Here is a 22,797-nt window from a genome sequence, read left to right on the forward strand (position 1 = left end):
TGAAGCGGCTTTTTTACGTCTATAGAAAAGTAAGATATACAAAAGTAATGCACACGCACCCACTACCTAACACGCAGGTCGGGCGAGCGTAGCGACTCCCGACGCTAAATCTATATTTAATTAGCTCAAGATCCCAGAAATTTAATAATCTAGAGTGATGCTGAAATAAGTATAATTGGGTTATGCTTGTGCGTAGTTTGTTTTATTGCCCAACCAGCGTTGAATGAGTGGATCTACATATTGAGGGTATTGACTTAACATCTGTTGTGCAATAGGTCTTACTTGGTTTAGGGTTTGTTTATCTCGGGTTAAATCAGCAATTTTAAATTCTGCTAAGCCTGTTTGCTTAGTTCCTAGGACTTCACCTGGGCCGCGTATTTCTAAATCCCGCTCAGCTATCACAAAGCCATCGTTACTGTCTCTAAGTACACCTAAGCGTTTTTGAGCGGTATGCGAAAGTGGTGCATGGTATAAAAGGACACAATGGGAGGCAATATTACCCCTTCCCACACGCCCGCGTAACTGGTGTAATTGTGCTAAACCTAAGCGCTCTGGGTTTTCTATAATGATTAAGCTTGCATTAGGTACGTCAACACCTACTTCAATTACTGTTGTAGCCACTAATACATGTATAAGGCCTTTTTTAAAGTCGTCCATGATGGACTGCTTTTCTGCTGGCTTCATTCGTCCGTGTACTAAGCCAATACTTAAATCTGGCAAGGCTTCTTTCAATTGCACAGCACTATCTTCAGCTGCTTGACATTGCAGTGCTTCAGACTCATCAATGAGTGTGCATACCCAATAAACTTGACGTTCTTGTTCATTACAAGCTGATTTAACGCGAGTAATTATATCGTCACGACGCGTGTCTGGAAGTGCTACTGTAGTAATAGGTGTTCGCCCAGGTGGTAACTCATTAATAATTGAGACTTCTAAGTCGGCATAAGCTGTCATTGCTAAAGTGCGTGGAATGGGGGTTGCGGTCATCACTAGTTGATGTGGATAACAGCCATTAAATTGTCCCTTTTCTCTTAGTGTTAAACGCTGGTGAACACCGAACCGATGTTGTTCATCAATAATTATAAGTACTAGGTTGTTAAATTTTACTTCATCTTGAAATAAAGCATGTGTACCTACAATCATTTGTGCTTCACCAGAGGTAATCTTTTCTAGAGTTGCTGTACGTTCTTTACCTTTTGTTTTTCCACCAAGCCATGCTACGTCTATGCCTAATTGTTTAAACCATGAGGTGAAACTTATACCATGCTGCTCTGCAAGTATTTCAGTAGGTGCCATCAAAGCTACTTGAAACCCTTGAGCTATTGCTGTTAATGCGCTTAATGCCGCAACTAAGGTTTTGCCTGAGCCTACATCGCCTTGAACTAGGCGCATCATAGGATAAGGAGATGCGAGATCAACTTTAATTTCTGACACAACACGATTTTGTGCATTGGTTGGCGCAAAAGGCAATTGTGATAAAAATTGAGGCTCTAATTTATTTGTAGAACTTAGAGACACCGCTTTTACTTGCTGTCCTTGCTCTCTTACTTTTAATAAGCTTAGGTTTTGTGCAAGTAATTCTTCAAATACTAAACGCTGCTGAGCAGGGTGTGTGCATTGCTCTAGTTCATTAACGTCGATATCACTAGGTGGGCGATGAAGCAACAATAAGGCATCAGCTAGTGCAAGTTGAGAAGGTTGCCATTGCACGGGTAACAGTTCTTCAACAGAGTATTTATTAAGCAGCTCTACAGCTTGTTCACTTAGGGCCCTAATAGATAATTGCTTTAAACCATCTGTTGTTGGGTATACTGGCGTTAATGTTGAAGCTGTTGGTTGCTCACTTGGTGTATCACTTAAACTGTATTCTGGATGGCTCATTTCAAAGCCAACACGCCCGCGGCGAACTTCGCCGAAGCAACGTATTATTTTTCCAGGGCTTAATGCATTTTTTTGTGTTGCACTGAAATTAAAAAACCTAAGTGTGAGCCTCCCTGTATTATCATTTACTTGCACAACGAGCATACGTCTTTTGCCAAATGTGATCTGGCTTGTTTCTATTGTGGCTTCAATGCTCACGTGGCTGTGTAATGACAGTTCGTTTATGGAATAAATACGGGTTCTATCTTCGTACCTAAGCGGTAAGTGAAAGAGCATGTCTTGCACGCTTTTAATACCTAGCTTTAAAAGGCGTTCGGCCATTTTAGGTCCGACCCCTTTAAGTTCCGTAATGGGGTATTGGTTTAAGCTAGGTTTAGACAATGTAGGCTCAAATCTTTTTATTTGTGAATGAGTTAAGTGTACTCACAGGCTCACTAAGCATCAAGCATGTTTTAAGGCGTGCCAAAATTCATCGTCAGCAATTATTTCACCTTCTTCATCGAGTGGCGGGTAAGGTAGTTTTTTTATACGGCATTGTTTAGCTATAACGGGGTGGTAGCCTTCAAAATACATAGGGTGTTTTATATCTTCGCTCAACATATTACGGCTATATAGCCCTGCCTTTTCGCGTTGATGTTGTGCTTCAAATAAAATGAGTGCTGCAGCCACAGAAACATTAAGAGATTGCACCATGCCTTGCATAGGGATAATTATGTTTTGATCGGCATGCTTAAGGGCTTGTGCTGAGATCCCGGTTTTTTCTTGCCCAACAATAATTGCTGTGGGTTTTGTGTAATCTATTTCTCTAAAATCAACGGCATCTTCGCTCAGGTGCGTGGCTAATATTTGTACATTTGGGTTGTGCTGTCGCATCATGGTTGCAGCATCATCAATATTTTTATGAAGGTGGGTTTCTAGCCAATTTTTACTCCCGCCAGAGGTGTTATTAGTTAGCCATTTTTGGTTTTCAGGCCATACAGCATGTACATGGTGGCAACCCACTGCATCGGCACTTCTTACAATAGCCGATAGGTTATGGTGTTTGTGCACGTCTTCTAGGCACACGGTTAAGTCGGTTTGGCGACGCGATAAGACGTCTTTAATTCGTTGATAGCGATTTTGCTGCATGGTGATCCTCTTTTTTGTTAATTATACGAAATTTTATGTACTAAGGCATCACTGTGCGGCTAATTGGGTTTTGTAATGAAATAAGTGTCTCGGTGGACTGAATAGCTTCTATCGCTTGAATTTTATTTATTAATACATCCTGTAAGTGGTCGATTGATTTAGCCATTACTTTAATAAAAATGCTGTAATTACCGGTGGTGTAATAGGCTTCAACAACTTCTTCAAGCGCTTCGAGTTTAATGAGTGTTTCAGGATAGTCGCGTGCATTATTTAAATTAATACCAATAAAACAGCAAACGTCATAGCCAAGTCGCTTTGTATTTATACTTAATTGGGTACCTGTGATAATTCCTGCTTGTTTTAATTTTTCTACACGCACATGAATAGTACCGGCACTTACGTTAAAACGTTTAGCTAATTCTGCATAAGCTGTACGGGCGTTTTCCATTAAAGCGTGAAGTATCTGTTTATCGAGATTATCGATTTGATAATTTTCCATTATTTTTTCTTATTTAAATTAGTGAATTCACATTTTTATACCCTGTAAATTAGTCGAATTAATACATTAAAGCTATTTTTATTATGGGTTATTGAATTAAAAGTTTAAATCGTTACAGTAACTTCATTAGCAGCATCTGTTAGGTGCGTTATTAAAAATAAAGTAAGTAACAATAACTGGGAATGAGGCCAATTATTATGAGTTCACACTATGTGCAGCAGCAGTTGCAAATAAGCAGCGTAAAGCAATTTTTTTCACGGCAATTGGAAAAACAGTTAGGGCTAGTCGAAGTGCAGGCACCTATTCTTGCAAAAGTAGGCGATGGCACACAAGATAATTTAAGCGGTCATGAAAATGCTGTAGCAGTAAATGTAAAAGCGATTGCCGATAGCCAATACGAAGTTGTGCATTCGCTAGCAAAGTGGAAACGTAAAACGTTAGGTGAGTATGGATTTAGTAAAGGTGAAGGCCTTTACACTCAAATGAAGGCACTGCGCCCTGATGAAGAGTCGCTAAGCCCTATCCACTCGGTTTACGTTGATCAGTGGGATTGGGAAAAGGTAATTTGTGAATCAACAGAACGTTCTTTAACTACTCTCAAACTTACAGTTGAATCAATTTATAAAGGCATAAAAGAAACAGAGAAATTTGTTAGCGAACACTTTTCGCTTGATCCTTTTTTACCGAGCAATATTCAATTTGTGCATAGTGAAGAGCTTCGTAAAATGTACCCTGACCTTACTGCTAAAAATCGCGAAAAAGCAATAGCAAAAAAATATGGTGCTGTATTTTTAATTGGGATTGGTGGTCAATTAGCTGATGGTCAAATTCACGATGTAAGAGCGCCTGATTATGACGATTGGTCTACACCAACGAGCGAACAATATATAGGGCTCAATGGTGATATTTTAGTATGGAATCCAATACTGGAAGATTCCTTTGAGATATCTTCAATGGGGATTCGTGTAAGCCCTGAGGTACTAAAAACTCAGTTGAGCATTACAGGAGATGATAACCGCCTGCAATTGGATTGGCATAAGGCATTATTAAAAAGTCAGTTTCCACAAACTATTGGTGGTGGTATTGGGCAATCACGTTTGGCTATGTTATTGCTGCAAAAGGAACATATTGGACAAGTTCAAGTTGGAGTATGGTCAACACAAACATATGCAAGCGTTGACGGTCTACTCTAATGAAAGATATAAGAGTGCTGCTTTGAGCACTCTATATTCACGATGTTTTAAACTCAACTTCTACTTTGTTATTCATCAGTTTTATTGTGCAAGGTGGGTAATTACGGTTTGTTTTAAGAACTTTATCAAAAATATGTATTTCCACACCTGAATGTAAAACTGTATTGACGATTAAGTGTGTATTTGTAAGTAATTCATGAAGGTTATTCTCTAATGATGAGAGTTGCCTTTCATATTGCTCTGCTTGTTGACATAGATGTAACTGAGTAGCACCAATTTTATTGATAAGTTCGTTTTTTCTTTCTGGATCTTTAAGTAAGTCTGCTTTTTCTAATGCAGGTTGTAAGGAGTCTAATTGCTGCTCCGTTTTAGCAAGCTCTTTAAAGCACTCGTCAGTTTCAGCAGTAATATCACCGCCGGAGCTTGCTAAATTAATAACCATTTTAGCACCCGATTCGTTGCCAATTTCACCAGCAATTAATGTTGTCGCGTCTAAAATCTCGCCGCCAAATATCTTACCTTTAGGTAAATCTGGTTGACCTACCTTAAGAGCATGACGTGCCTTCATAATACAGTGGCTAGTTTGTCGCTCAATAAAAATATTTGCAGCTTCTAAATAGCAATATTGTGAGTGTGATACATGAATGTCGCCTTCACATATAAGCTTACACGAAAGCGATTTGTCGTCAGATTTTTGATGCCCAATAACGCCTTGCTTAACAGTAATATTACCGCCGGCCGTTAACTCACCAGATTCAACAGTACCAAATATTGTAATATCACCTTTGGCGGTTACTTTCATTCCAGGTTCTATATTTCGAGTAACAATCACACTGCCTTCAAAATCAATATGACCGCTTTTAACGTTGACATCGGGAATAGTAAAAATATCGTCTACGCGCATTCCGTTAGTAATTTCAATAGGCACACCTGATATGGTTGATACTAACTCTAGAGGGTTAAGTTTAGAGATCTCGGTACCCTCACCGGCAACAAGTTGTTTATTGTCACCCGGTTTCGCTGGTAGTATATCGCCAAGTACAGTAAAGCCTTCTTTTCCTGGAGTTGCGGGTTGCTGGCGTATAAGTACCGCACCAGGCTCAACACTTGCCATTTTACCAAAGTCACGCATATCAACGCTGCCATCTTCTTTTAACTTTGGGGTTTTTAGATGGTCTTTTAAGGTTCTTACTTTGGTAACGAGTTTAGTTGCTAAGCCATCACTGGGCAGGCGGCCTTGAGCCAAAATACCCTGCACAACCTCACCTGCTTTAGCAGTAAATTGCTTTTGTAATAGTTGTTCTAAATATGCTTGCTTATAACCACGAACTATACCTGCTTTGACTAGCTGTTTTTTTGCATCATCAAGGCTGAGTAAATCACCGCCTTGCGCGACGGTAAGCTCGCCAGTAGCCATCATTTTATCATCACTGATGACAACCTCTAACTTTGCATCGTATTTGGTCGCGACGATAAGTACTGGCTCTGCACTTTTATCTTTGAAGAATGCATTAATTGCGTCGTAATCAATTTTACAGTCGCAAAATTTAGACATTTCTATTGCTTCAATAACAAATGTAGCACTTGGAGGCGGGTGTTTATTTACATCGAGTAAAACATTCCCATTATGAGTAAGCTTAAACACAGCTAATCCTTTTTAACCACTAAAGTTTTAGTAAATTAATGACATAGTTACAGAGTGATAGAAATTGAAGACGGAGTCAAGATAGTAAGAATAACAATATAGTATAAAAAGAGGACAGGTGTGAGCTATAGAGTGGGTCTATAGCTCAGGAAAATATTAGTTAGTTGAAGGCAGTTCCATTATTCCGTCAATCTCAACTTGTACACCTTTTGGTAAAGCACGTACACCAACTGCTGCACGTGCAGGGTATGGCTGCTTAAAGTACTGGCTCATCACTTCGTTAACGACAGCAAAGTTAGATAAATCAGTTAAATAAATATTTACTTTAACTAAGTCTTGAATTTTACCACCGGCTTCTTCACACACTGCTGTGATATTTTTAAATACTTGATGTGTTTGCTCACTAAAGTCTTCTGATATAACTTCCATAGTCTCAGGTACTAATGGAATTTGACCAGACAAGTATACTGCAGTGCCAACTTTAACTGCTTGGCTATAAGTACCTATTGCTGCAGGTGCTTTTTCGGTGGATATAAATGCTTTGTTCATGTTTTTCCTATGTTATTTTTTTCGATAGACTTTTTGCACATCGGGCATTACGCGAATTTTTCGCATAATATTGGCAACATGGACACGGTTTTTAACCGTGACTCCAAGGTCTATCACATATAAATTACTTTCTTTTTCGTCAGTCGCTATTTCAACAATATTAGCGTGGGTTGTGGCAACTACGTTGGTTAACTTAGCTAACGCACCTTGATGATTAATAATCTCTACCCTAAGGGCTGCTATGTATTCTTTTTCAGGGTTATCATCCCATTTTACGACCAAGTATTTAGATCGTTCACTTTCCCAGCCACGAATATTTTTACATTCTTGGCGATGAACTGTTAATCCTTTACCTTGGCTTATGTGTGCAGTAATTGCATCACCTGGGACAGGACGGCAACATTTAGAGTAATTGACTAACATGCCTTCTGTTCCAATAATGGTCGCTTTGGCTTGTTTAGTTATGTCGGTCAAGTCGTCAGAATCATTTTGCAACAAACGCTTGGCTATGAGTACGCTCATTAAATTACCGGCGCCAATTTCTACAAGCAGCTCAAGTAAGGTCGAAAGTTCATGCTCTTCAAGAACGCGTGCAATATTTTCATCAGGAATACTATCTAGCTTGTTTTCGCCTAGTGCAGAGTCGAGTAAGCGTCTACCAAGCAACATAGCTTCTTCATGATGCTGACTCTTAAGGTAATTACGAATACCTAAGCGCGCTTTACCTGTCACAATAAAGTTAAGCCAAGTCGCATTAGGGTGAGCGCCTGAACTGGTGATCACTTCAATTGTTTGGCCTGTGTCTAGTGGTTTACTTAACGGGTAAGGTTTGCGGTTAACACGCGCGCCTACACAGGTATTGCCTACGTCGGTATGAACTGCATACGCAAAATCGACCGCAGTAGCGCCCATTGGTAGTTCAACTATTCGGCCATCAGGGGTAAATACGTAAATTTCCTCAGGGAATAATTCTGTTTTAACGTTTTCAATAAATTCAAATGACGACCCTGCACTTTGTTGAAGTTCAAGTAAGCTTTGCATCCATTGACGAGCACGTTGCTGAGACGTATTTCCTGCACCATCGCCTGCTTTTTTATACATCCAATGTGCTGCAACGCCTTTGTCGGCCATATGATCCATATCATGAGTACGAATTTGTATTTCTACAGGAATACCATGCGGGCCAACAAGCGAAGTATGCAACGACTGGTAACCATTTGTTTTAGGTACCGCAATGTAATCTTTAAAGCGAGTTTCAATAGGTTTATATAAATTATGCGCAACGCCTAATACACGGTAGCAGGTATCCATTGAATCGACGGCAATTCTAAACGCATAAATATCCATTACCTCATTAAACAGCAACTCCTTATTTAGCATTTTTTTATAAATGCTATAAAGGTGTTTTTCGCGTCCAGATACAGTAGCAGCAATGCCCGACTCTTCTAAGCGAGCTTCTACTTCGGTTTGAATATTGGAGATAACTTCTTTGCGGTTACCACGGGCTTTAGCCACTTCCGACTTAAGTGCACGATGGCGCATAGGGTATAATGCTTGAAAACCTAAGTCTTCCAGTTCATTTTTTATATCGTGAATACCCAAACGGTTTGCAATGGGTGCGTATATTTCAAGTGTTTCACGCGCTATGCGGCGGCGTTTATCAGGGCGAAGTGCGCCAAGGGTGCGCATATTGTGTGTTCTATCGGCAAGTTTGATTAAAATAACTCGAATGTCTTGGGTCATTGCCATGATCATTTTTCGGTAGTTTTCAGCCTGAAACTCTTTTTTATCTTTAAAGCTCAGCTTATCAAGCTTACTTACACCTTCAACAAGTTCTGCAACAGTTTCGCCAAAAATCTCAGCTAAGTCTTGTTGGCTAAAGTCGGTATCTTCAATTACATCGTGCATTAATGCGGCCATGAGCGTTTCATGATCAAGGTGCATACCTGCGAGGATTTGAGTTACTTCAACGGGGTGAGTAATGTAAGGCTCGCCGCTTGAGCGAGTTTGACCTTCATGGGCCTCTCGTGCTACCACGTAAGATTTTTGTACCAGCTCTACTTCAGCAGCAGGTAAGTATTCAGAAATTTTCTTTTTTAGACCTTCAAAAAGATACATTCACACTCCAATGTTCTAGTGAAGCAAATTAGGTAACGGTAAGTTAAGAATATACGATGAAAAGAAAGGATTGCCAACGGCTATAGTAGAAATACTACACCGTTGGCTAAATCAGACCGGGAGGTCGATTATTGGTTGCCACCAACAATAGCAGCAACAGCAGCAAGTTCTGCTGCTTCTTGATGTTGTTGTTCTTCACGGTCAATTAAATCCATTGATGAGCTATCAACAAGGTTTAATTCAATTTCACGTAAAGCAACAACGGTTGGTTTATCGTTTTCAGGGTCTACTAGTGGAGTTTTACCACCAACAGCAATTTGGCGGGCACGACGAGCCGCAACTAAAATTAAGTCAAAACGATTACCAACTGCATCTACTGCATCTTCAACTGTTACGCGAGCCATCTCAGCACTCCAAAAATAATTTAAAAGCAAAGGCGTAGTTTACTGTACGCAGGGACTTTCGCCAATAGGTAGTGGTCAATTTTTATCAGTTTTACTGAGTATGACCTAATTAAATGCCCTTAATTTACTTCAAAAGGTCATTTAGTAATTTTTTATTACGAATTTCTTGAGCGCTTAATGTTAAACGCTGCGCCATAACAATCGTTTCGATATCACCAAGGGCAGTATCAAAATCATCGTTTACAATAACAAAATCGTACTCGTTGAAATGAGATGTTTCAGATTGTGCTTTGGCCATACGAGACGCAATAACATCTGCAGAGTCTTGGCCGCGGTTATTTAAGCGTTGTTCAAGTTCTGCTTTAGAAGGCGGTAAAATAAAAATAGTCTGCACGCTTGGCATAATTTTACGAACTTGCTGTGCACCTTGCCAGTCTATGTCTAAAAATACATCTATGCCTGCGTCAAGTTGCGACTCAATAGCTTGTTTTGATGTACCGTAATAGTTATCAAAAACTTGTGCCCACTCAAAAAAATCATCTTTGGTAATTAATGCTTTAAACTCATCTGTAGTTACAAAGTGATAGTGAATGCCATTTTCTTCACCTGGGCGAGGTGAGCGAGTGGTGTGCGATACCGATACTTTCATATCTGCATGTTTCTTAAGTAAGGCATTAATTAAGCTAGACTTACCTGCACCTGATGGCGCTGATAAAATAAATAAGTTTCCGCGAGTTTGAGCCATGTTTTTCTCTATCAAAAAATAAACAGGCTTGAGTTATAAATAACCCAAGCCTTTAATTATTACATTGTACTTTATTTAGCTATTTGTGCTCAAGTGAGTCACAGGCGTACTTTACGCTATTCAATATTTTGGATCTGCTCACGCATCTGTTCAATTAGAACTTTAAGCTCCACTGCTGCATTAGTAATATCGCTATTAATAGACTTAGAGGCGAGGGTATTTGCTTCTCGGTTAAACTCTTGCATCATGAAATCTAAGCGACGGCCACATGCGCCGCCTTTTTTAAGAATTTTTTTAGTTTCTTTAACATGAGACTTTAAGCGATCTAGCTCTTCAGCTACGTCTTGCTTTTGTGCCAAATAAATTAGCTCTTGCTCAAGACGAGACTCGTCAATATTTGTTGTTAAATCTTCCAATTTTTGTTCGAGCTTCTCACGTTGCCATTTAGTAATTTCTGGCATGTGGGTTTCTACAGTGTTTACTTGTTCTATAATTGCATCAAGGCGAGTTGCTATCATTTCTTCTAAATTTGCGCCTTCATCACCCCGTGCTGATTTAAAGTCTTCTATTACTTCATCAAGCCCTGCAATCAGCGCTGTGTTTACGCTGTCCATATCCAGTTCTTCGGCTTCCATTACACCAGGCCAACGTAAAATATCAACAGGGTTTATCTCACCATTACTTTGCTGTTGAACCCATTTAGCACTATTTATAAGTTGCTCAGCCAATGCTTGATTGATTGATAACTCACCAACGTGGGCTGGGTTTGCAACAAACTTTAAAAATACTTCTACTTTACCGCGCTGTAGATGTTTACGTAAGCGTTCACGAATAACAGGCTCCATCCCACGAAATTGCTCTGGTGCGCGAATAAAGGTTTCAAGGTAACGTTGGTTAACTGATCGAACTTCCCAAGTGCCAGTGCCCCAATCGCCTTTTATCTCGCGACGCGCATAAGCTGTCATACTGTGGATCATGGATGGTTTCCTAAGTTTTATAATACATAATTAATTATTATTATACCGAAACACTCTCCAACCTCTAGGGAAAATTTAAGTAGCTGAATGTTTTGCAACCAGGTATTTGTTAAATCAGCATGGTATCTGTACTCACATACACTTATAATGTGGCAAATTATGAATTAAGGGGATCGTCAATGCGTCCAAGCCAAAGAACACCAAATCAAATTAGACCCGTATCATTTACACGTAATTATACTTTACATGCAGAAGGGTCTGTACTTGTTGAATTTGGTAATACCAAAGTACTTTGTACAGCTACGGTTGAATCGGGCGTTCCGCGTTTCATGAAAGGCCAAGGTAAGGGATGGATAAATGCTGAGTACGGCATGCTTCCAAGGTCAACACACACGCGCAATGCTCGTGAAGCGTCTCGTGGTAAGCAAGGTGGCCGAACAATGGAAATTCAACGTTTGATCGCACGTGCACTTCGCGCTGCAGTTGATTTAAAAGCACTTGGCGAAAACACGATTACTATTGATTGTGATGTCATTCAGGCCGATGGTGGAACACGCACAGCATCAATAAGTGGTGCTTGTGTTGCACTTGTCGATGCACTAACCCACATGCGTGCTAAGGGTATGATTAATTCAAACCCGCTTAAGCATATGATTGCTGCAATTTCAGTTGGCATATATAAGGGCCAAGCTATAAGTGATTTAGAATATATTGAAGACTCAGCGGCAGAAACTGATATGAATGTAATTTTAACTGAAACAGGTAAAATTATTGAAGTTCAAGGCACGGCAGAGGGCGAGCCGTTTTCGTTTGATGAGCTTGATGAGTTACTTACATTAGCAAAACACTCTATTAGAGAGATCATTGACGTTCAAAAGCAAGCATTAGCATAAATAAGTAGGTAGCAAAAAATGAAAGATTACCAAAAAGAATTTATTGAATTTGCGCTAGAAAAGCAGGTACTGAAGTTTGGTGAGTTTACCCTTAAATCAGGCCGTACTAGTCCATACTTCTTTAATGCAGGCTTATTTAACACTGGACGTGATTTAGCACGGTTAGGCCGTTTTTATGCTGCAGCTCTAGAAGATGCGGCTATACAATATGATGTTTTATTTGGACCAGCTTATAAAGGTATTCCAATCGCTACCACCACAGCTGTAGCATTAGCAGATCATTACAACAAAGATGTACCTTATTGCTTTAACCGCAAAGAGAAAAAAGCGCATGGTGAAGGCGGTACATTAGTAGGCTCACCATTAAATGGTAAAATTATGCTGGTGGATGATGTGATCACTGCGGGTACCGCAATTCGCGAATCAATGGAAATCATCGCAGATAATGGCGCAGACTTAAGTGGTGTATTAATAGCACTAGATCGTCAGGAAAAAGGTAAAGCTGAGCTCTCTGCTATTCAAGAGGTTGAACGCGACTTTAATACACAGGTAATTTCTATTGTTAAACTTGCTGATTTGATTAGTTACCTTGAAAACCAAGGGACAATGGGTGAACATTTAGTATCAGTAAAAGCGTATCGTGATAAATACGGCGTAGCCTAAAATATAAAGCCTCGCATTGCGGGGCTTTCTTTTGACCTTTAAAAGAGCTTATTTAATGAAAGATGTATTCAAACCAAATGGATTAGGGTTCAAGCGTGTATTTAAAGCCACATACTGCTCCTATCTAGGATTTAAAGCAGCGTTTAAAGAAGAAGCTGCATTCAGGCAAGAGTTACTGATCTGCATAATCCTTTTTCCTTTTTCATTTCTGCTGGCATCTTCATTACTTCATTGGGCAATTCTTATGTGCTCACTGCTAGTGGTATTAATTGTTGAATTATTAAACTCAGCAATTGAAGCACTCACTGATCGTGTAAGCACAGAACTTCATGTCTTGTCAGGCAGAGCAAAAGATATGGGCTCTGCAGCCGTCACGCTTTCACTAATGATCCTTGTGATCTTGTGGGGAGTGAGTTTGTATATGAAGCTCGTTGGATCTTAGCCTACCGTTTCAAAGCAAAATTGACGATACATGTTAATAAAATGAAAGGAATGTTGTTTTTTTAGTGTGTTTAGTTTAGAAACTCATCGAAAAGCATGTTTTTTCAAGTTTTCTTCAAAAAAGGGTTGATCTGTTTTCGGATCTCCCTATAATGCGACCACACTGAGACGGCAGAGCAGGCAACGCTTAGCGAGGCAAGCAAACCACTTAGTGAGTCGAGTAAAACTTGAGTTTAGATTTTTATAAAATTTAAAATTAAGTGTTGACAAAAACACAGGAAAGCGTAAGATTCGCTTCCCTTGAGTCGCTAAGGCAACTCAAACGTTCTTTAACAATATAAAGCAATCATCTGTGTGGGCACTCGTACAGATTGAGTTCTAACAGCCAAGCTTAGTTCGCTAAGTGAGGCAAACAAATTAGAGTCTCAATTGAAACTGAGTGACCAACAGAATAATTACTTAGGTAGTTATTCAGCACAGTCAATTCAATATCGAAAGATATTAAATAAATTCAGAATTCATTGAGCTGTCGAAAGACATAAAACTTTTTAATTGAAGAGTTTGATCATGGCTCAGATTGAACGCTGGCGGCAGGCCTAACACATGCAAGTCGAGCGGTAACAGAAAGTAGCTTGCTACTTTGCTGACGAGCGGCGGACGGGTGAGTAATGCTTGGGAACATGCCTTGAGGTGGGGGACAACAGTTGGAAACGACTGCTAATACCGCATAATGTCTACGGACCAAAGGGGGCTTCGGCTCTCGCCTTTAGATTGGCCCAAGTGGGATTAGCTAGTTGGTGAGGTAATGGCTCACCAAGGCAACGATCCCTAGCTGGTTTGAGAGGATGATCAGCCACACTGGAACTGAGACACGGTCCAGACTCCTACGGGAGGCAGCAGTGGGGAATATTGCACAATGGGCGAAAGCCTGATGCAGCCATGCCGCGTGTGTGAAGAAGGCCTTCGGGTTGTAAAGCACTTTCAGTCAGGAGGAAAGGGTGTGAGTTAATACCTCATATCTGTGACGTTACTGACAGAAGAAGCACCGGCTAACTCCGTGCCAGCAGCCGCGGTAATACGGAGGGTGCGAGCGTTAATCGGAATTACTGGGCGTAAAGCGTACGCAGGCGGTTTGTTAAGCGAGATGTGAAAGCCCCGGGCTCAACCTGGGAACTGCATTTCGAACTGGCAAACTAGAGTGTGATAGAGGGTGGTAGAATTTCAGGTGTAGCGGTGAAATGCGTAGAGATCTGAAGGAATACCGATGGCGAAGGCAGCCACCTGGGTCAACACTGACGCTCATGTACGAAAGCGTGGGGAGCAAACGGGATTAGATACCCCGGTAGTCCACGCCGTAAACGATGTCTACTAGAAGCTCGGAACCTCGGTTCTGTTTTTCAAAGCTAACGCATTAAGTAGACCGCCTGGGGAGTACGGCCGCAAGGTTAAAACTCAAATGAATTGACGGGGGCCCGCACAAGCGGTGGAGCATGTGGTTTAATTCGATGCAACGCGAAGAACCTTACCTACACTTGACATACAGAGAACTTTCTAGAGATAGATTGGTGCCTTCGGGAACTCTGATACAGGTGCTGCATGGCTGTCGTCAGCTCGTGTTGTGAGATGTTGGGTTAAGTCCCGCAACGAGCGCAACCCCTATCCTTAGTTGCTAGCAGGTAATGCTGAGAACTCTAAGGAGACTGCCGGTGATAAACCGGAGGAAGGTGGGGACGACGTCAAGTCATCATGGCCCTTACGTGTAGGGCTACACACGTGCTACAATGGCGCATACAGAGTGCTGCGAACCTGCGAAGGTAAGCGAATCACTTAAAGTGCGTCGTAGTCCGGATTGGAGTCTGCAACTCGACTCCATGAAGTCGGAATCGCTAGTAATCGCGTATCAGAATGACGCGGTGAATACGTTCCCGGGCCTTGTACACACCGCCCGTCACACCATGGGAGTGGGTTGCTCCAGAAGTAGATAGTCTAACCCTCGGGAGGACGTTTACCACGGAGTGATTCATGACTGGGGTGAAGTCGTAACAAGGTAGCCCTAGGGGAACCTGGGGCTGGATCACCTCCTTATACGATTTAGAACTTATTTGTTCGTAGTGTCCACACAGATGATTGTTAATTAGTTAAGCCACTGGCTTAGTTAATTAATATGCTCTTTAAAAATTTGGAAAAGCTGATAATAAAATTCGTATGAATAACATTGTTATTTGTACAGAGTTTTCAAAAGTAAAAAAGAATGATAGCAGTATCATTCAGTGCCATTTAATCACTCTTTGAGTTGATTGATTGGTATCTACTTTAGTATTCAATATTAACTTCTGGCGAAGTTAAACTGTCACAAAACAAAGACCCGTTTGGGTTGTATGGTTAAGTGACTAAGCGTACACGGTGGATGCCTTGGCAGTTGGAGGCGATGAAGGACGTATTAACTTGCGATAAGCCTAGTCAAGCTAGTAAAAAGCACTTGAGACTAGGATTTCCGAATGGGGAAACCCACCTGCTTGCAGGTATCGTTAACTGAATACATAGGTTAACGAGGCGAACGCGGAGAACTGAAACATCTAAGTACCCGTAGGAAAAGAAATCAACCGAGATTCCGAAAGTAGCGGCGAGCGAAATCGGAACAGCCCTTAAGCTTATTATGTGTTAATGGAAGGCTCTGGAAAGTGCCACGATACAGGGTGATAGTCCCGTACATGAAAAGACATTTTAAGTGAAATCGAGTAGGTCGGAGCACGTGAAACTTTGACTGAATATAGGTGGACCATCATCTAAGGCTAAATACTCCCAACTGACCGATAGTGAACCAGTACCGTGAGGGAAAGGCGAAAAGAACCCCTGTGAGGGGAGTGAAATAGAACCTGAAACCGTGTACGTACAAGCAGTAGGAGCAGACTTGTTCTGTGACTGCGTACCTTTTGTATAATGGGTCAGCGACTTATATTTTGTAGCGAGGTTAACCGATTAGGGTAGCCGTAGGGAAACCGAGTCTTAACTGGGCGAATAGTTGCAAGGTATAGACCCGAAACCCGGTGATCTAGCCATGGGCAGGTTGAAGGTTGAGTAACATCAACTGGAGGACCGAACCCACTAACGTTGAAAAGTTAGGGGATGACCTGTGGCTAGGAGTGAAAGGCTAATCAAACCGGGAGATAGCTGGTTCTCCCCGAAATCTATTTAGGTAGAGCCTCGGACGAATACTTACGGGGGTAGAGCACTGTTAAGGCTAGGGGGTCATCCCGACTTACCAACCCTTTGCAAACTCCGAATACCGTAAAGTAATATCCGGGAGACACACGGCGGGTGCTAACGTCCGTCGTGAAGAGGGAAACAACCCAGACCGCCAGCTAAGGTCCCAAAGTCATAGTTAAGTGGGAAACGATGTGGAAAGGCCCAGACAGCCAGGAGGTTGGCTTAGAAGCAGCCATCCTTTAAAGAAAGCGTAATAGCTCACTGGTCGAGTCGGTCTGCGCGGAAGATGTAACGGGGCTAAACTATGCACCGAAGCTGCGGATTCATACTTTGTATGAGTGGTAGGGGAGCGTTCTGTAAGCGGTTGAAGGTGTACCGGGAGGTATGCTGGACGTATCAGAAGTGCGAATGCTGACATGAGTAACGATAATGCGGGTGAAAAACCCGCACGCCGGAAGACCAAGGGTTCCTATCCCATGTTAATCAGGGTAGGGTAAGTCGACCCCTAAGGCGAGGCCGAAAGGCGTAGTCGATGGGAAACGGATTAATATTTCCGTACTTGGTATAATTGCGATGGGGGGACGGAGAAGGCTAAGCAAGCATGGCGATGGTTGTCCATGTGAAAGTGAGTAGGGCGTTTGTTTAGGTAAATCCGGACGAACATTAAACCTGAGACACGAGACGAGTCACTACGGTGATGAAGTTGCTGATGCCATACTTCCAGGAAAAGCCTCTAAGCTTCAGATTATACCGAATCGTACCCCAAACCGACACAGGTGGTCAGGTAGAGAATACTAAGGCGCTTGAGAGAACTCGGGTGAAGGAACTAGGCAAAATCGTACCGTAACTTCGGGAGAAGGTACGCTCCTATCTGTGATGAGACTTGCTCTCTAAGCGGACGGGAGCCGCAGTGACCAGGTGGCTGGGACTGTTTATTAAAAACACAGCACTGTGCAAAATCGCAAGATGACGTATACGGTGTGACACCTGCCCGGTGCCGGAAGGTTAATTGATGGGGTTATCTTCGGAGAAGCTCTTGATCGAAGCCCCGGTAAACGGCGGCCGTAACTATAACGGTCCTAAGGTAGCGAAATTCCTTGTCGGGTAAGTTCCGACCTGCACGAATGGTGTAACCATGGCCACGCTGTCTCCACCCGAGACTCAGTGAAATTGAAATCGCAGTGAAGATGCTGTGTACCCGCGGCTAGACGGAAAGACCCCGTGAACCTTTACTACAGCTTGGCACTGAACATTGAACCTACATGTGTAGGATAGGTGGGAGACTTTGAAGATGAGACGCTAGTCTTGTTGGAGTCGTCCTTGAAATACCACCCTTGTAGTTTTGATGTTCTAACGTTGGCCCCTGAATCGGGGTTACGGACAGTGCCTGGTGGGTAGTTTGACTGGGGCGGTCTCCTCCCAAAGAGTAACGGAGGAGCACGAAGGTTGGCTAAGTACGGTCGGACATCGTACGGTTAGTGTAATGGTAGAAGCCAGCTTAACTGCGAGACAGACACGTCGAGCAGGTACGAAAGTAGGTCATAGTGATCCGGTGGTTCTGAATGGAAGGGCCATCGCTCAACGGATAAAAGGTACTCCGGGGATAACAGGCTGATACCGCCCAAGAGTTCATATCGACGGCGGTGTTTGGCACCTCGATGTCGGCTCATCACATCCTGGGGCTGAAGTCGGTCCCAAGGGTATGGCTGTTCGCCATTTAAAGTGGTACGCGAGCTGGGTTTAGAACGTCGTGAGACAGTTCGGTCCCTATCTGCCGTGGGCGTTTGAGAATTGAGAGGGGTTGCTCCTAGTACGAGAGGACCGGAGTGAACGAACCGCTGGTGTTCGGGTTGTCATGCCAATGGCATTGCCCGGTAGCTACGTTCGGAACTGATAAGCGCTGAAAGCATCTAAGCGCGAAGCAGGCCTCGAGATGAGTTCTCACTAGACTTTTAAAGTCTCTGAAGGGCCGTTGAAGACTACAACGTTGATAGGCAAGATGTGGAAGTGGTGTGAGCCATTAAGCTAACTTGTACTAATTACCCGTGAGGCTTAACCATACAACGCCAAACGCGTTTTGTGTGACAGTTAAGACAGAAGTTAATAACTAAAGTAGATATTACTGACAGACTTAAAAAATATTATCAGATATTTTCCAAATTCAGTTAGTGCGTAGAGATACGGATTAACGCCCAAATTTGCTTGGTGACAATAGCGTTTTGGACCCACCTGACTCCATGCCGAACTCAGTAGTGAAACGAAACAGCGCCGATGATAGTGTAGCATTTGCTATGTGAAAGTAGGACATTACCAGGCTTCAAATTGTAGAAAGCCGCTTCAGAAATGAAGCGGCTTTTTTACGTCTGCAGGAAAGCAATCTTCAGTATTCCCTTCTCTAAAGCGTAGCGTCTGTTGAGCAAAGCGCCTCTTTGTAAAGAGTGTTTTGGTTATTGGTAGCACACCGACTTCAAATAAGAAAAACTCGTTAAATCAATGTGATGGTTTTTTGCTGTCTGTGGTTTAGTAAACTCACTATCCCTATACTTGAACAACTATTTCTTCATGGCTACCTGATAAATAACGTAATTAGATATACAGTATTGCCCTAGTAACCTCATTTTGCCCAATTCTCTTAATACACGGAGCTAATAACCTAGACGGTATTCAGAAATACAGCCCCTGTCTTAGATAGCATCATTTAGATTTCAGCAAGTTCCTTATATCTCTCATCGACTCTTAGCAGTTATTGATCTAAGCTAATTAAAAAATAATCTTGCGTGCTATATTTCAAGAGTATGTTTGATATAAAAATAACAAAGGCTTTTATATGGATAATTATCCTCAGGGTATTTTTTGTTGGTCAGAGCTTTGCACACATAATTGGAAAGAAGGTAAAGCTTTTTATACCTCTCTATTTGATTGGGGTTATGATGATCAGCCAATTGGCGATGGTATTTTTTACACTATGCTCCAGAAAGAGGGTGACGACATTGCCGCTATGTACGAAATGCAAAAAGAGCAAATTCAGGAGGGTGTTCCAAGCAGTTGGTTAACTTACATTGCTGTAGATGATGTAGATCATTGTGCAATTAAAGCGAAAGAGCTTGGGGCTAAAATAATTGCGGGTCCGCACAATGTTATGGATGCAGGTCGTATGCTCATGTTTACTGATCCGGGGGGAGCAACCGTTGCATTATGGCAAGGAAAAGATCATAAAGGATGTAAACGTTTATCAGAGCTATCAACGCCTTATTGGCATGAGTTAGCGACGCGAAATAGCAAAGTAAGTAATGAGTTTTACTGTGCTTTACTAGGTTGGAAGAGCGAAGTGAAACCTATGGACAACATGGAATATACTTTATTTATGGTAGACGGTAAGCCGATTGCTGGAATGCTGGAAATGAGTAGCGAATGGCCTGATGATGTCCCACCTCATTGGATGATTTACTTTGCAGTTGACGACTGTGATTCTGCCCTTAATAAGGCGAAAAAGCTGGGAGCCCAAGTATGTGTACCTTCTACTACAGTACCAGACGTTGGCCGATTTGGTGTTCTTTGTGATCCTCAAGGTGCTGTTTTTTCGGTGATCCAAACGAAGGATTAAAGCGTTTACAATATGCTGATAAGTGCATGAGAGGGTTGTCTTGCACTTAGCTACTTTGGTTATTGGCATTAACGTTTAATTTTTTGTTATTTTGTTATAATGCCAGTTATATAAATTATGCATGTTGAGTAGACAATGGAATTTGAACAAGATAGCAATTTAACGCTGCCGTTATTTTTATTAAACGAGTCCTTAAGTGAAAGGGATGTAGAGCAGCCTGATTTTGAAATATCAGTAGCGCTCGATGATGAGTTACTTGCTCAAATTTGCCAAAATCCCTCAGCGGACAGCAGCATAGCTATTACAATAACAAGTTATGAGCTGTTAATAGCCGATCCTTCTTACAAATACATGTTAGAACAATCACACCATGCGCAGATAACTTTAAATCATGGACCTGTATTGAGTGTTGTACTAAATACTGAGAATCAAGATGTATTTATATCTCCGCAGATGGATATGATGCCGACCTTTGATTTAGGTGATGAAGGCGAATGAATAAACTCATAGGCATCGTTACATTAGTTATTTTAAGTGGTTGTGCATACTTAGGTAATGCTCATTACAATGAGCTATTTGGCACTGAGCAGGCCCAGCAGCGTATCGTATCTCATACTACTGGCGAAGGGGCTAATTTTTTACAGAATGTGAAACCGGTGCTCGATACTCGGTGTGTTGTGTGTCATGGTTGTTACGATGCACCTTGTCAGTTAAAGCTATCATTCCCTGAAGGAATAGATAGAGGGGTAAGCAAAGACCTTGTTTACGACGGAACTCGTTTACTTGCTACAACGCCGAGTAGATTGTTATTTGATGCTACAACCACAGAGCAATGGCGAGAAAAGAACTTTACTCCTGTTTTAAATGAGCGAGTACAAACTGAGGAAGCTAACTTAGCTGGTAGCGTCTTGTTTAACAGTTTAGTACTGAAACAAAGCCATGAATTGCCTGCAAATGAAATATTAAATAATGAATTTGATTTTTCGCTGAGCCGCTCTCAAACCTGTGCCACTATGGGAGAATTTGATCAATTAGCGGGTGAGCAACCTCATGCTGGTATGCCTTATGGATTACCGGGCGTATCCCGTGATGAATTTAATCACTTGCAGACGTGGCTCAAAGCAGGCGGTAAAATGGCGCATATTGACCCGCCAACAGAGTATGAACTTGAGCAGGTAAAGCGTTGGGAAGCATTTTTAAACCAAGATGATTTGAAGTATCAGTTATCGGCTCGCTATATATACGAGCATTGGTTTTTAGCTCACATATATTTTGATCAAAAATCTCCTGATAACTTTTTTAAGCTCGTCCGTTCGAGCACACCTCCAGGCGAAAAAATAAAATTAATAAGCACACGTCGACCTTATGACGACCCTAAAGTTAACCGTGTTTACTACCGACTTTTGCATGATCGCAGCACTGTTTTATCTAAAACTCACTTACCTCTTAAGCTAAATGATGAAAAGTTGACGCGCTTGTACCAACAGTTCATTGCACCAGAGTATACGGTTAAAAGTATGCCTAGCTACAAGGCAGAGTCTGCATCTAATCCGTTTAAAACGTTTGAAGTGATCCCAATTAATTCTAAATATCAGTTTATGCTTGATGAAGCTGAGTTGATTATTATGGGCTTTATTAAAGGGCCTGTCTGTCGTGGTCAGATAGCGTTAAATGTGATTAACGACCACTTTTGGGTTGCTTTTGCTGATCCAAAAAAAGTGGCCACCCCAGCGGTTGGACAAATGATAATGCAGCATGAAGACGCACTTGAATTACCCGCCGCAGAAGAAAGTAATGCGTTCCCTATTGCTAATTGGGTTAAATACTCAGCTCTGGAGCAAAAATATTTAAAAGCAAAGGTCAATTTAGCGAATGAGATGTTTAAAGGCGGTGAGCATTTAACAACAGATTTATTGTGGAAAGGAGATGGTCATAATAAAAATGCAGCACTGACTATTTTTCGTCATTTTGACAGTGCCACTGTGGTGAAGGGTTTCATTGGCCAAGAGCCAAAAACAACTTGGATTTTAGATTATGCCTTATTCGAGCGTATACATTATTTACTGGTTGCTGGTTTTGATGTTTACGGCAATATTGGGCACCAGTTAGTCACGCGTTTATATATGGATTTTTTACGCCTAGAAGGAGAACAAAACTTCTTAGCATTATTACCAGAAAAAAAACGAGATAAAATCAAAGGCCAGTGGTATCGTAAATCCCCACCAAGTCTTGCTGAGTTTTTTAAAAATAACCGTGAGTTTAGTCAGCCAAGCGGAATAACTTATAAAACAAACACCCCTCAAAAAGAATTGTATGCACTAATGAAAGAGGCGCTAAGTCCAGTGCTAAGTGAGCACTACGATTATAAGCAAGTACCTAAATCGTTAAGTGCCATTAATGCTATGCCGGCAAAAGCAGTAAATTTATTACCGCAGTTATCGTTTGTATTAGTAAAGCAAGATGACGATAGCCATAAGGCTTACACGATTATTCATCATAACGCGCATTACAATATTTCGAGCTTATTAAATGAAGACGGTCAACGAGCTTTTGACGAAGACACTGCAACAATCGTCCCTGGTTTTATAGGTGACTACCCAGCTTCCATTTGGTATTTGAATAATGAACAACAAGTTGAGGCTTTTGCTGAACAGTTACCTATGATGCAAGTAGAAGCTGATTACGCAGCCTTAAAAACTAAATTTGGAATTAGACGTTCTCATCCACAGTTTTGGCAATACAGCGATATTTTACACGCTACAGCAAAAAAATACCGTGGTGTTGAATATGGCTTGTTCGATTACAACCGTTTAGAAAATAGATAGTAAGCCCTCTTATATAGCCCAGCTC

Annotated in this window: 16 protein-coding genes and 3 rRNA genes; 10 read left to right on the top strand and 9 right to left on the bottom strand. The window is 41.6% G+C overall.

The annotated features are described in order from the left end of the window. Window positions 1-180: 180 nt before the first annotated feature. From recG to asnC, 3 genes are read right to left on the bottom strand one after another with little or no spacing between them, the layout of a single operon-like run. The gene (gene recG, locus MTP24_RS01475) at window positions 181-2,262 is read right to left on the bottom strand and encodes an ATP-dependent DNA helicase RecG (RefSeq protein WP_243532440.1); all 2,082 of its coding nucleotides are present in this window, start codon (window positions 2,260-2,262) and stop codon (window positions 181-183) included. Between the two features lie 60 nt (window positions 2,263-2,322). Then, on the bottom strand, window positions 2,323-3,009 hold the full coding sequence (gene trmH, locus MTP24_RS01480) for a tRNA (guanosine(18)-2'-O)-methyltransferase TrmH (RefSeq protein WP_243532442.1): 687 nt from the start codon (window positions 3,007-3,009) through the stop codon (window positions 2,323-2,325). A gap of 40 nt (window positions 3,010-3,049) precedes the next feature. Then, complete coding sequence (asnC, locus tag MTP24_RS01485; protein ID WP_006794737.1) at window positions 3,050-3,508, bottom strand: transcriptional regulator AsnC; 459 nt, start codon at window positions 3,506-3,508, stop codon at window positions 3,050-3,052. Between the two features lie 197 nt (window positions 3,509-3,705). Here asnC and asnA point away from each other — a divergent pair, with 197 nt between their 5' ends. Beyond that, window positions 3,706-4,701, top strand: coding sequence for an aspartate--ammonia ligase (gene asnA, locus MTP24_RS01490; RefSeq protein ID WP_243532443.1), 996 nt, complete (start codon window positions 3,706-3,708; stop codon window positions 4,699-4,701). A 37-nt stretch (window positions 4,702-4,738) separates the two neighbouring features. On the opposite strand, the gene MTP24_RS01495 is transcribed toward asnA, so the two are convergent. From MTP24_RS01495 to MTP24_RS01520, 6 genes are all read right to left on the bottom strand, one after another. Beyond that, entirely contained in the window at window positions 4,739-6,346 is a 1,608-nt protein-coding gene (locus MTP24_RS01495) for a FapA family protein (protein WP_243532445.1), read from the bottom strand. A 156-nt stretch (window positions 6,347-6,502) separates the two neighbouring features. Continuing rightward, window positions 6,503-6,895, bottom strand: coding sequence for a RidA family protein (locus MTP24_RS01500; RefSeq protein ID WP_006794740.1), 393 nt, complete (start codon window positions 6,893-6,895; stop codon window positions 6,503-6,505). Window positions 6,896-6,907: 12 nt separating this feature from the next. Next, window positions 6,908-9,013, bottom strand: a complete 2,106-nt coding sequence (spoT, locus tag MTP24_RS01505) for a bifunctional GTP diphosphokinase/guanosine-3',5'-bis pyrophosphate 3'-pyrophosphohydrolase (protein WP_008130682.1) — start codon at window positions 9,011-9,013, stop codon at window positions 6,908-6,910. Between the two features lie 128 nt (window positions 9,014-9,141). Continuing rightward, complete coding sequence (gene rpoZ / locus MTP24_RS01510; protein ID WP_006794742.1) at window positions 9,142-9,417, bottom strand: DNA-directed RNA polymerase subunit omega; 276 nt, start codon at window positions 9,415-9,417, stop codon at window positions 9,142-9,144. A gap of 124 nt (window positions 9,418-9,541) precedes the next feature. Further along, window positions 9,542-10,162: a guanylate kinase gene (gene gmk, locus MTP24_RS01515; protein WP_243532447.1), complete on the bottom strand. Its 621-nt coding sequence runs from the start codon at window positions 10,160-10,162 to the stop codon at window positions 9,542-9,544. 116 nt (window positions 10,163-10,278) lie between these two features. Beyond that, window positions 10,279-11,139: a YicC/YloC family endoribonuclease gene (locus tag MTP24_RS01520; RefSeq protein ID WP_008130686.1), complete on the bottom strand. Its 861-nt coding sequence runs from the start codon at window positions 11,137-11,139 to the stop codon at window positions 10,279-10,281. Between the two features lie 179 nt (window positions 11,140-11,318). Here MTP24_RS01520 and rph point away from each other — a divergent pair, with 179 nt between their 5' ends. The 9 genes from rph to MTP24_RS01565 all read left to right on the top strand — a co-directional run bounded on the left by rph (window position 11,319) and on the right by MTP24_RS01565 (window position 22,772). Then, a complete protein-coding gene (rph, locus tag MTP24_RS01525) occupies window positions 11,319-12,032 on the top strand; it encodes a ribonuclease PH (protein ID WP_006794745.1) in 714 nt (237 codons plus the stop codon). 18 nt (window positions 12,033-12,050) lie between these two features. Beyond that, window positions 12,051-12,695: an orotate phosphoribosyltransferase gene (gene pyrE / locus MTP24_RS01530; RefSeq protein WP_243532448.1), complete on the top strand. Its 645-nt coding sequence runs from the start codon at window positions 12,051-12,053 to the stop codon at window positions 12,693-12,695. A gap of 55 nt (window positions 12,696-12,750) precedes the next feature. After that, window positions 12,751-13,137 carry a diacylglycerol kinase gene (locus tag MTP24_RS01535; RefSeq protein ID WP_243532450.1) on the top strand — a complete coding sequence of 129 codons (387 nt, stop codon included), beginning with the start codon at window positions 12,751-12,753 and terminating at the stop codon, window positions 13,135-13,137. 548 nt (window positions 13,138-13,685) lie between these two features. Further along, window positions 13,686-15,221, top strand: a 16S ribosomal RNA gene (locus tag MTP24_RS01540). Between the two features lie 295 nt (window positions 15,222-15,516). After that, window positions 15,517-18,403, top strand: a 23S ribosomal RNA gene (locus tag MTP24_RS01545). A gap of 141 nt (window positions 18,404-18,544) precedes the next feature. Next, window positions 18,545-18,659: ribosomal RNA gene (gene rrf / locus MTP24_RS01550) — 5S ribosomal RNA — on the top strand. The 16S, 23S and 5S rRNA genes sit together here, the layout of an rRNA operon. A gap of 511 nt (window positions 18,660-19,170) precedes the next feature. Next, window positions 19,171-19,947: a VOC family protein gene (locus tag MTP24_RS01555; protein ID WP_138741103.1), complete on the top strand. Its 777-nt coding sequence runs from the start codon at window positions 19,171-19,173 to the stop codon at window positions 19,945-19,947. A 135-nt stretch (window positions 19,948-20,082) separates the two neighbouring features. Beyond that, window positions 20,083-20,445 (top strand): hypothetical protein, encoded by a 363-nt coding sequence (locus tag MTP24_RS01560; protein ID WP_008133269.1) that lies wholly within the window; start codon window positions 20,083-20,085, stop codon window positions 20,443-20,445. Next, a complete protein-coding gene (locus MTP24_RS01565; protein WP_243532452.1) occupies window positions 20,442-22,772 on the top strand; it encodes a fatty acid cis/trans isomerase in 2,331 nt (776 codons plus the stop codon). Before MTP24_RS01560 ends, MTP24_RS01565 begins: the two co-directional genes overlap by 4 nt. Window positions 22,773-22,797: the final 25 nt, after the last annotated feature.

This window comes from Pseudoalteromonas sp. APM04 (assembly GCF_022809815.1).
In the GTDB taxonomy this organism is placed as follows: domain Bacteria; phylum Pseudomonadota; class Gammaproteobacteria; order Enterobacterales; family Alteromonadaceae; genus Pseudoalteromonas; species Pseudoalteromonas marina.

What these genes read in the sequence shown, in the direction of transcription:
- gmk (WP_243532447.1), bottom strand. Translation starts at nt 10,162, where the DNA reads ATGGCTCAAACTCGCGGAAACTTATTTATTTTATCAGCGCCATCAGGT.
- MTP24_RS01500 (WP_006794740.1), bottom strand. Translation starts at nt 6,895, where the DNA reads ATGAACAAAGCATTTATATCCACCGAAAAAGCACCTGCAGCAATAGGT.
- spoT (WP_008130682.1), bottom strand. Translation starts at nt 9,013, where the DNA reads ATGTATCTTTTTGAAGGTCTAAAAAAGAAAATTTCTGAATACTTACCT.
- asnC (WP_006794737.1), bottom strand. Translation starts at nt 3,508, where the DNA reads ATGGAAAATTATCAAATCGATAATCTCGATAAACAGATACTTCACGCT.
- MTP24_RS01560 (WP_008133269.1), top strand. Translation starts at nt 20,083, where the DNA reads ATGGAATTTGAACAAGATAGCAATTTAACGCTGCCGTTATTTTTATTA.
- MTP24_RS01520 (WP_008130686.1), bottom strand. Translation starts at nt 11,139, where the DNA reads ATGATCCACAGTATGACAGCTTATGCGCGTCGCGAGATAAAAGGCGAT.
- MTP24_RS01555 (WP_138741103.1), top strand. Translation starts at nt 19,171, where the DNA reads ATGGATAATTATCCTCAGGGTATTTTTTGTTGGTCAGAGCTTTGCACA.
- trmH (WP_243532442.1), bottom strand. Translation starts at nt 3,009, where the DNA reads ATGCAGCAAAATCGCTATCAACGAATTAAAGACGTCTTATCGCGTCGC.
- MTP24_RS01535 (WP_243532450.1), top strand. Translation starts at nt 12,751, where the DNA reads ATGAAAGATGTATTCAAACCAAATGGATTAGGGTTCAAGCGTGTATTT.
- rph (WP_006794745.1), top strand. Translation starts at nt 11,319, where the DNA reads ATGCGTCCAAGCCAAAGAACACCAAATCAAATTAGACCCGTATCATTT.
- MTP24_RS01565 (WP_243532452.1), top strand. Translation starts at nt 20,442, where the DNA reads ATGAATAAACTCATAGGCATCGTTACATTAGTTATTTTAAGTGGTTGT.
- pyrE (WP_243532448.1), top strand. Translation starts at nt 12,051, where the DNA reads ATGAAAGATTACCAAAAAGAATTTATTGAATTTGCGCTAGAAAAGCAG.
- asnA (WP_243532443.1), top strand. Translation starts at nt 3,706, where the DNA reads ATGAGTTCACACTATGTGCAGCAGCAGTTGCAAATAAGCAGCGTAAAG.
- rpoZ (WP_006794742.1), bottom strand. Translation starts at nt 9,417, where the DNA reads ATGGCTCGCGTAACAGTTGAAGATGCAGTAGATGCAGTTGGTAATCGT.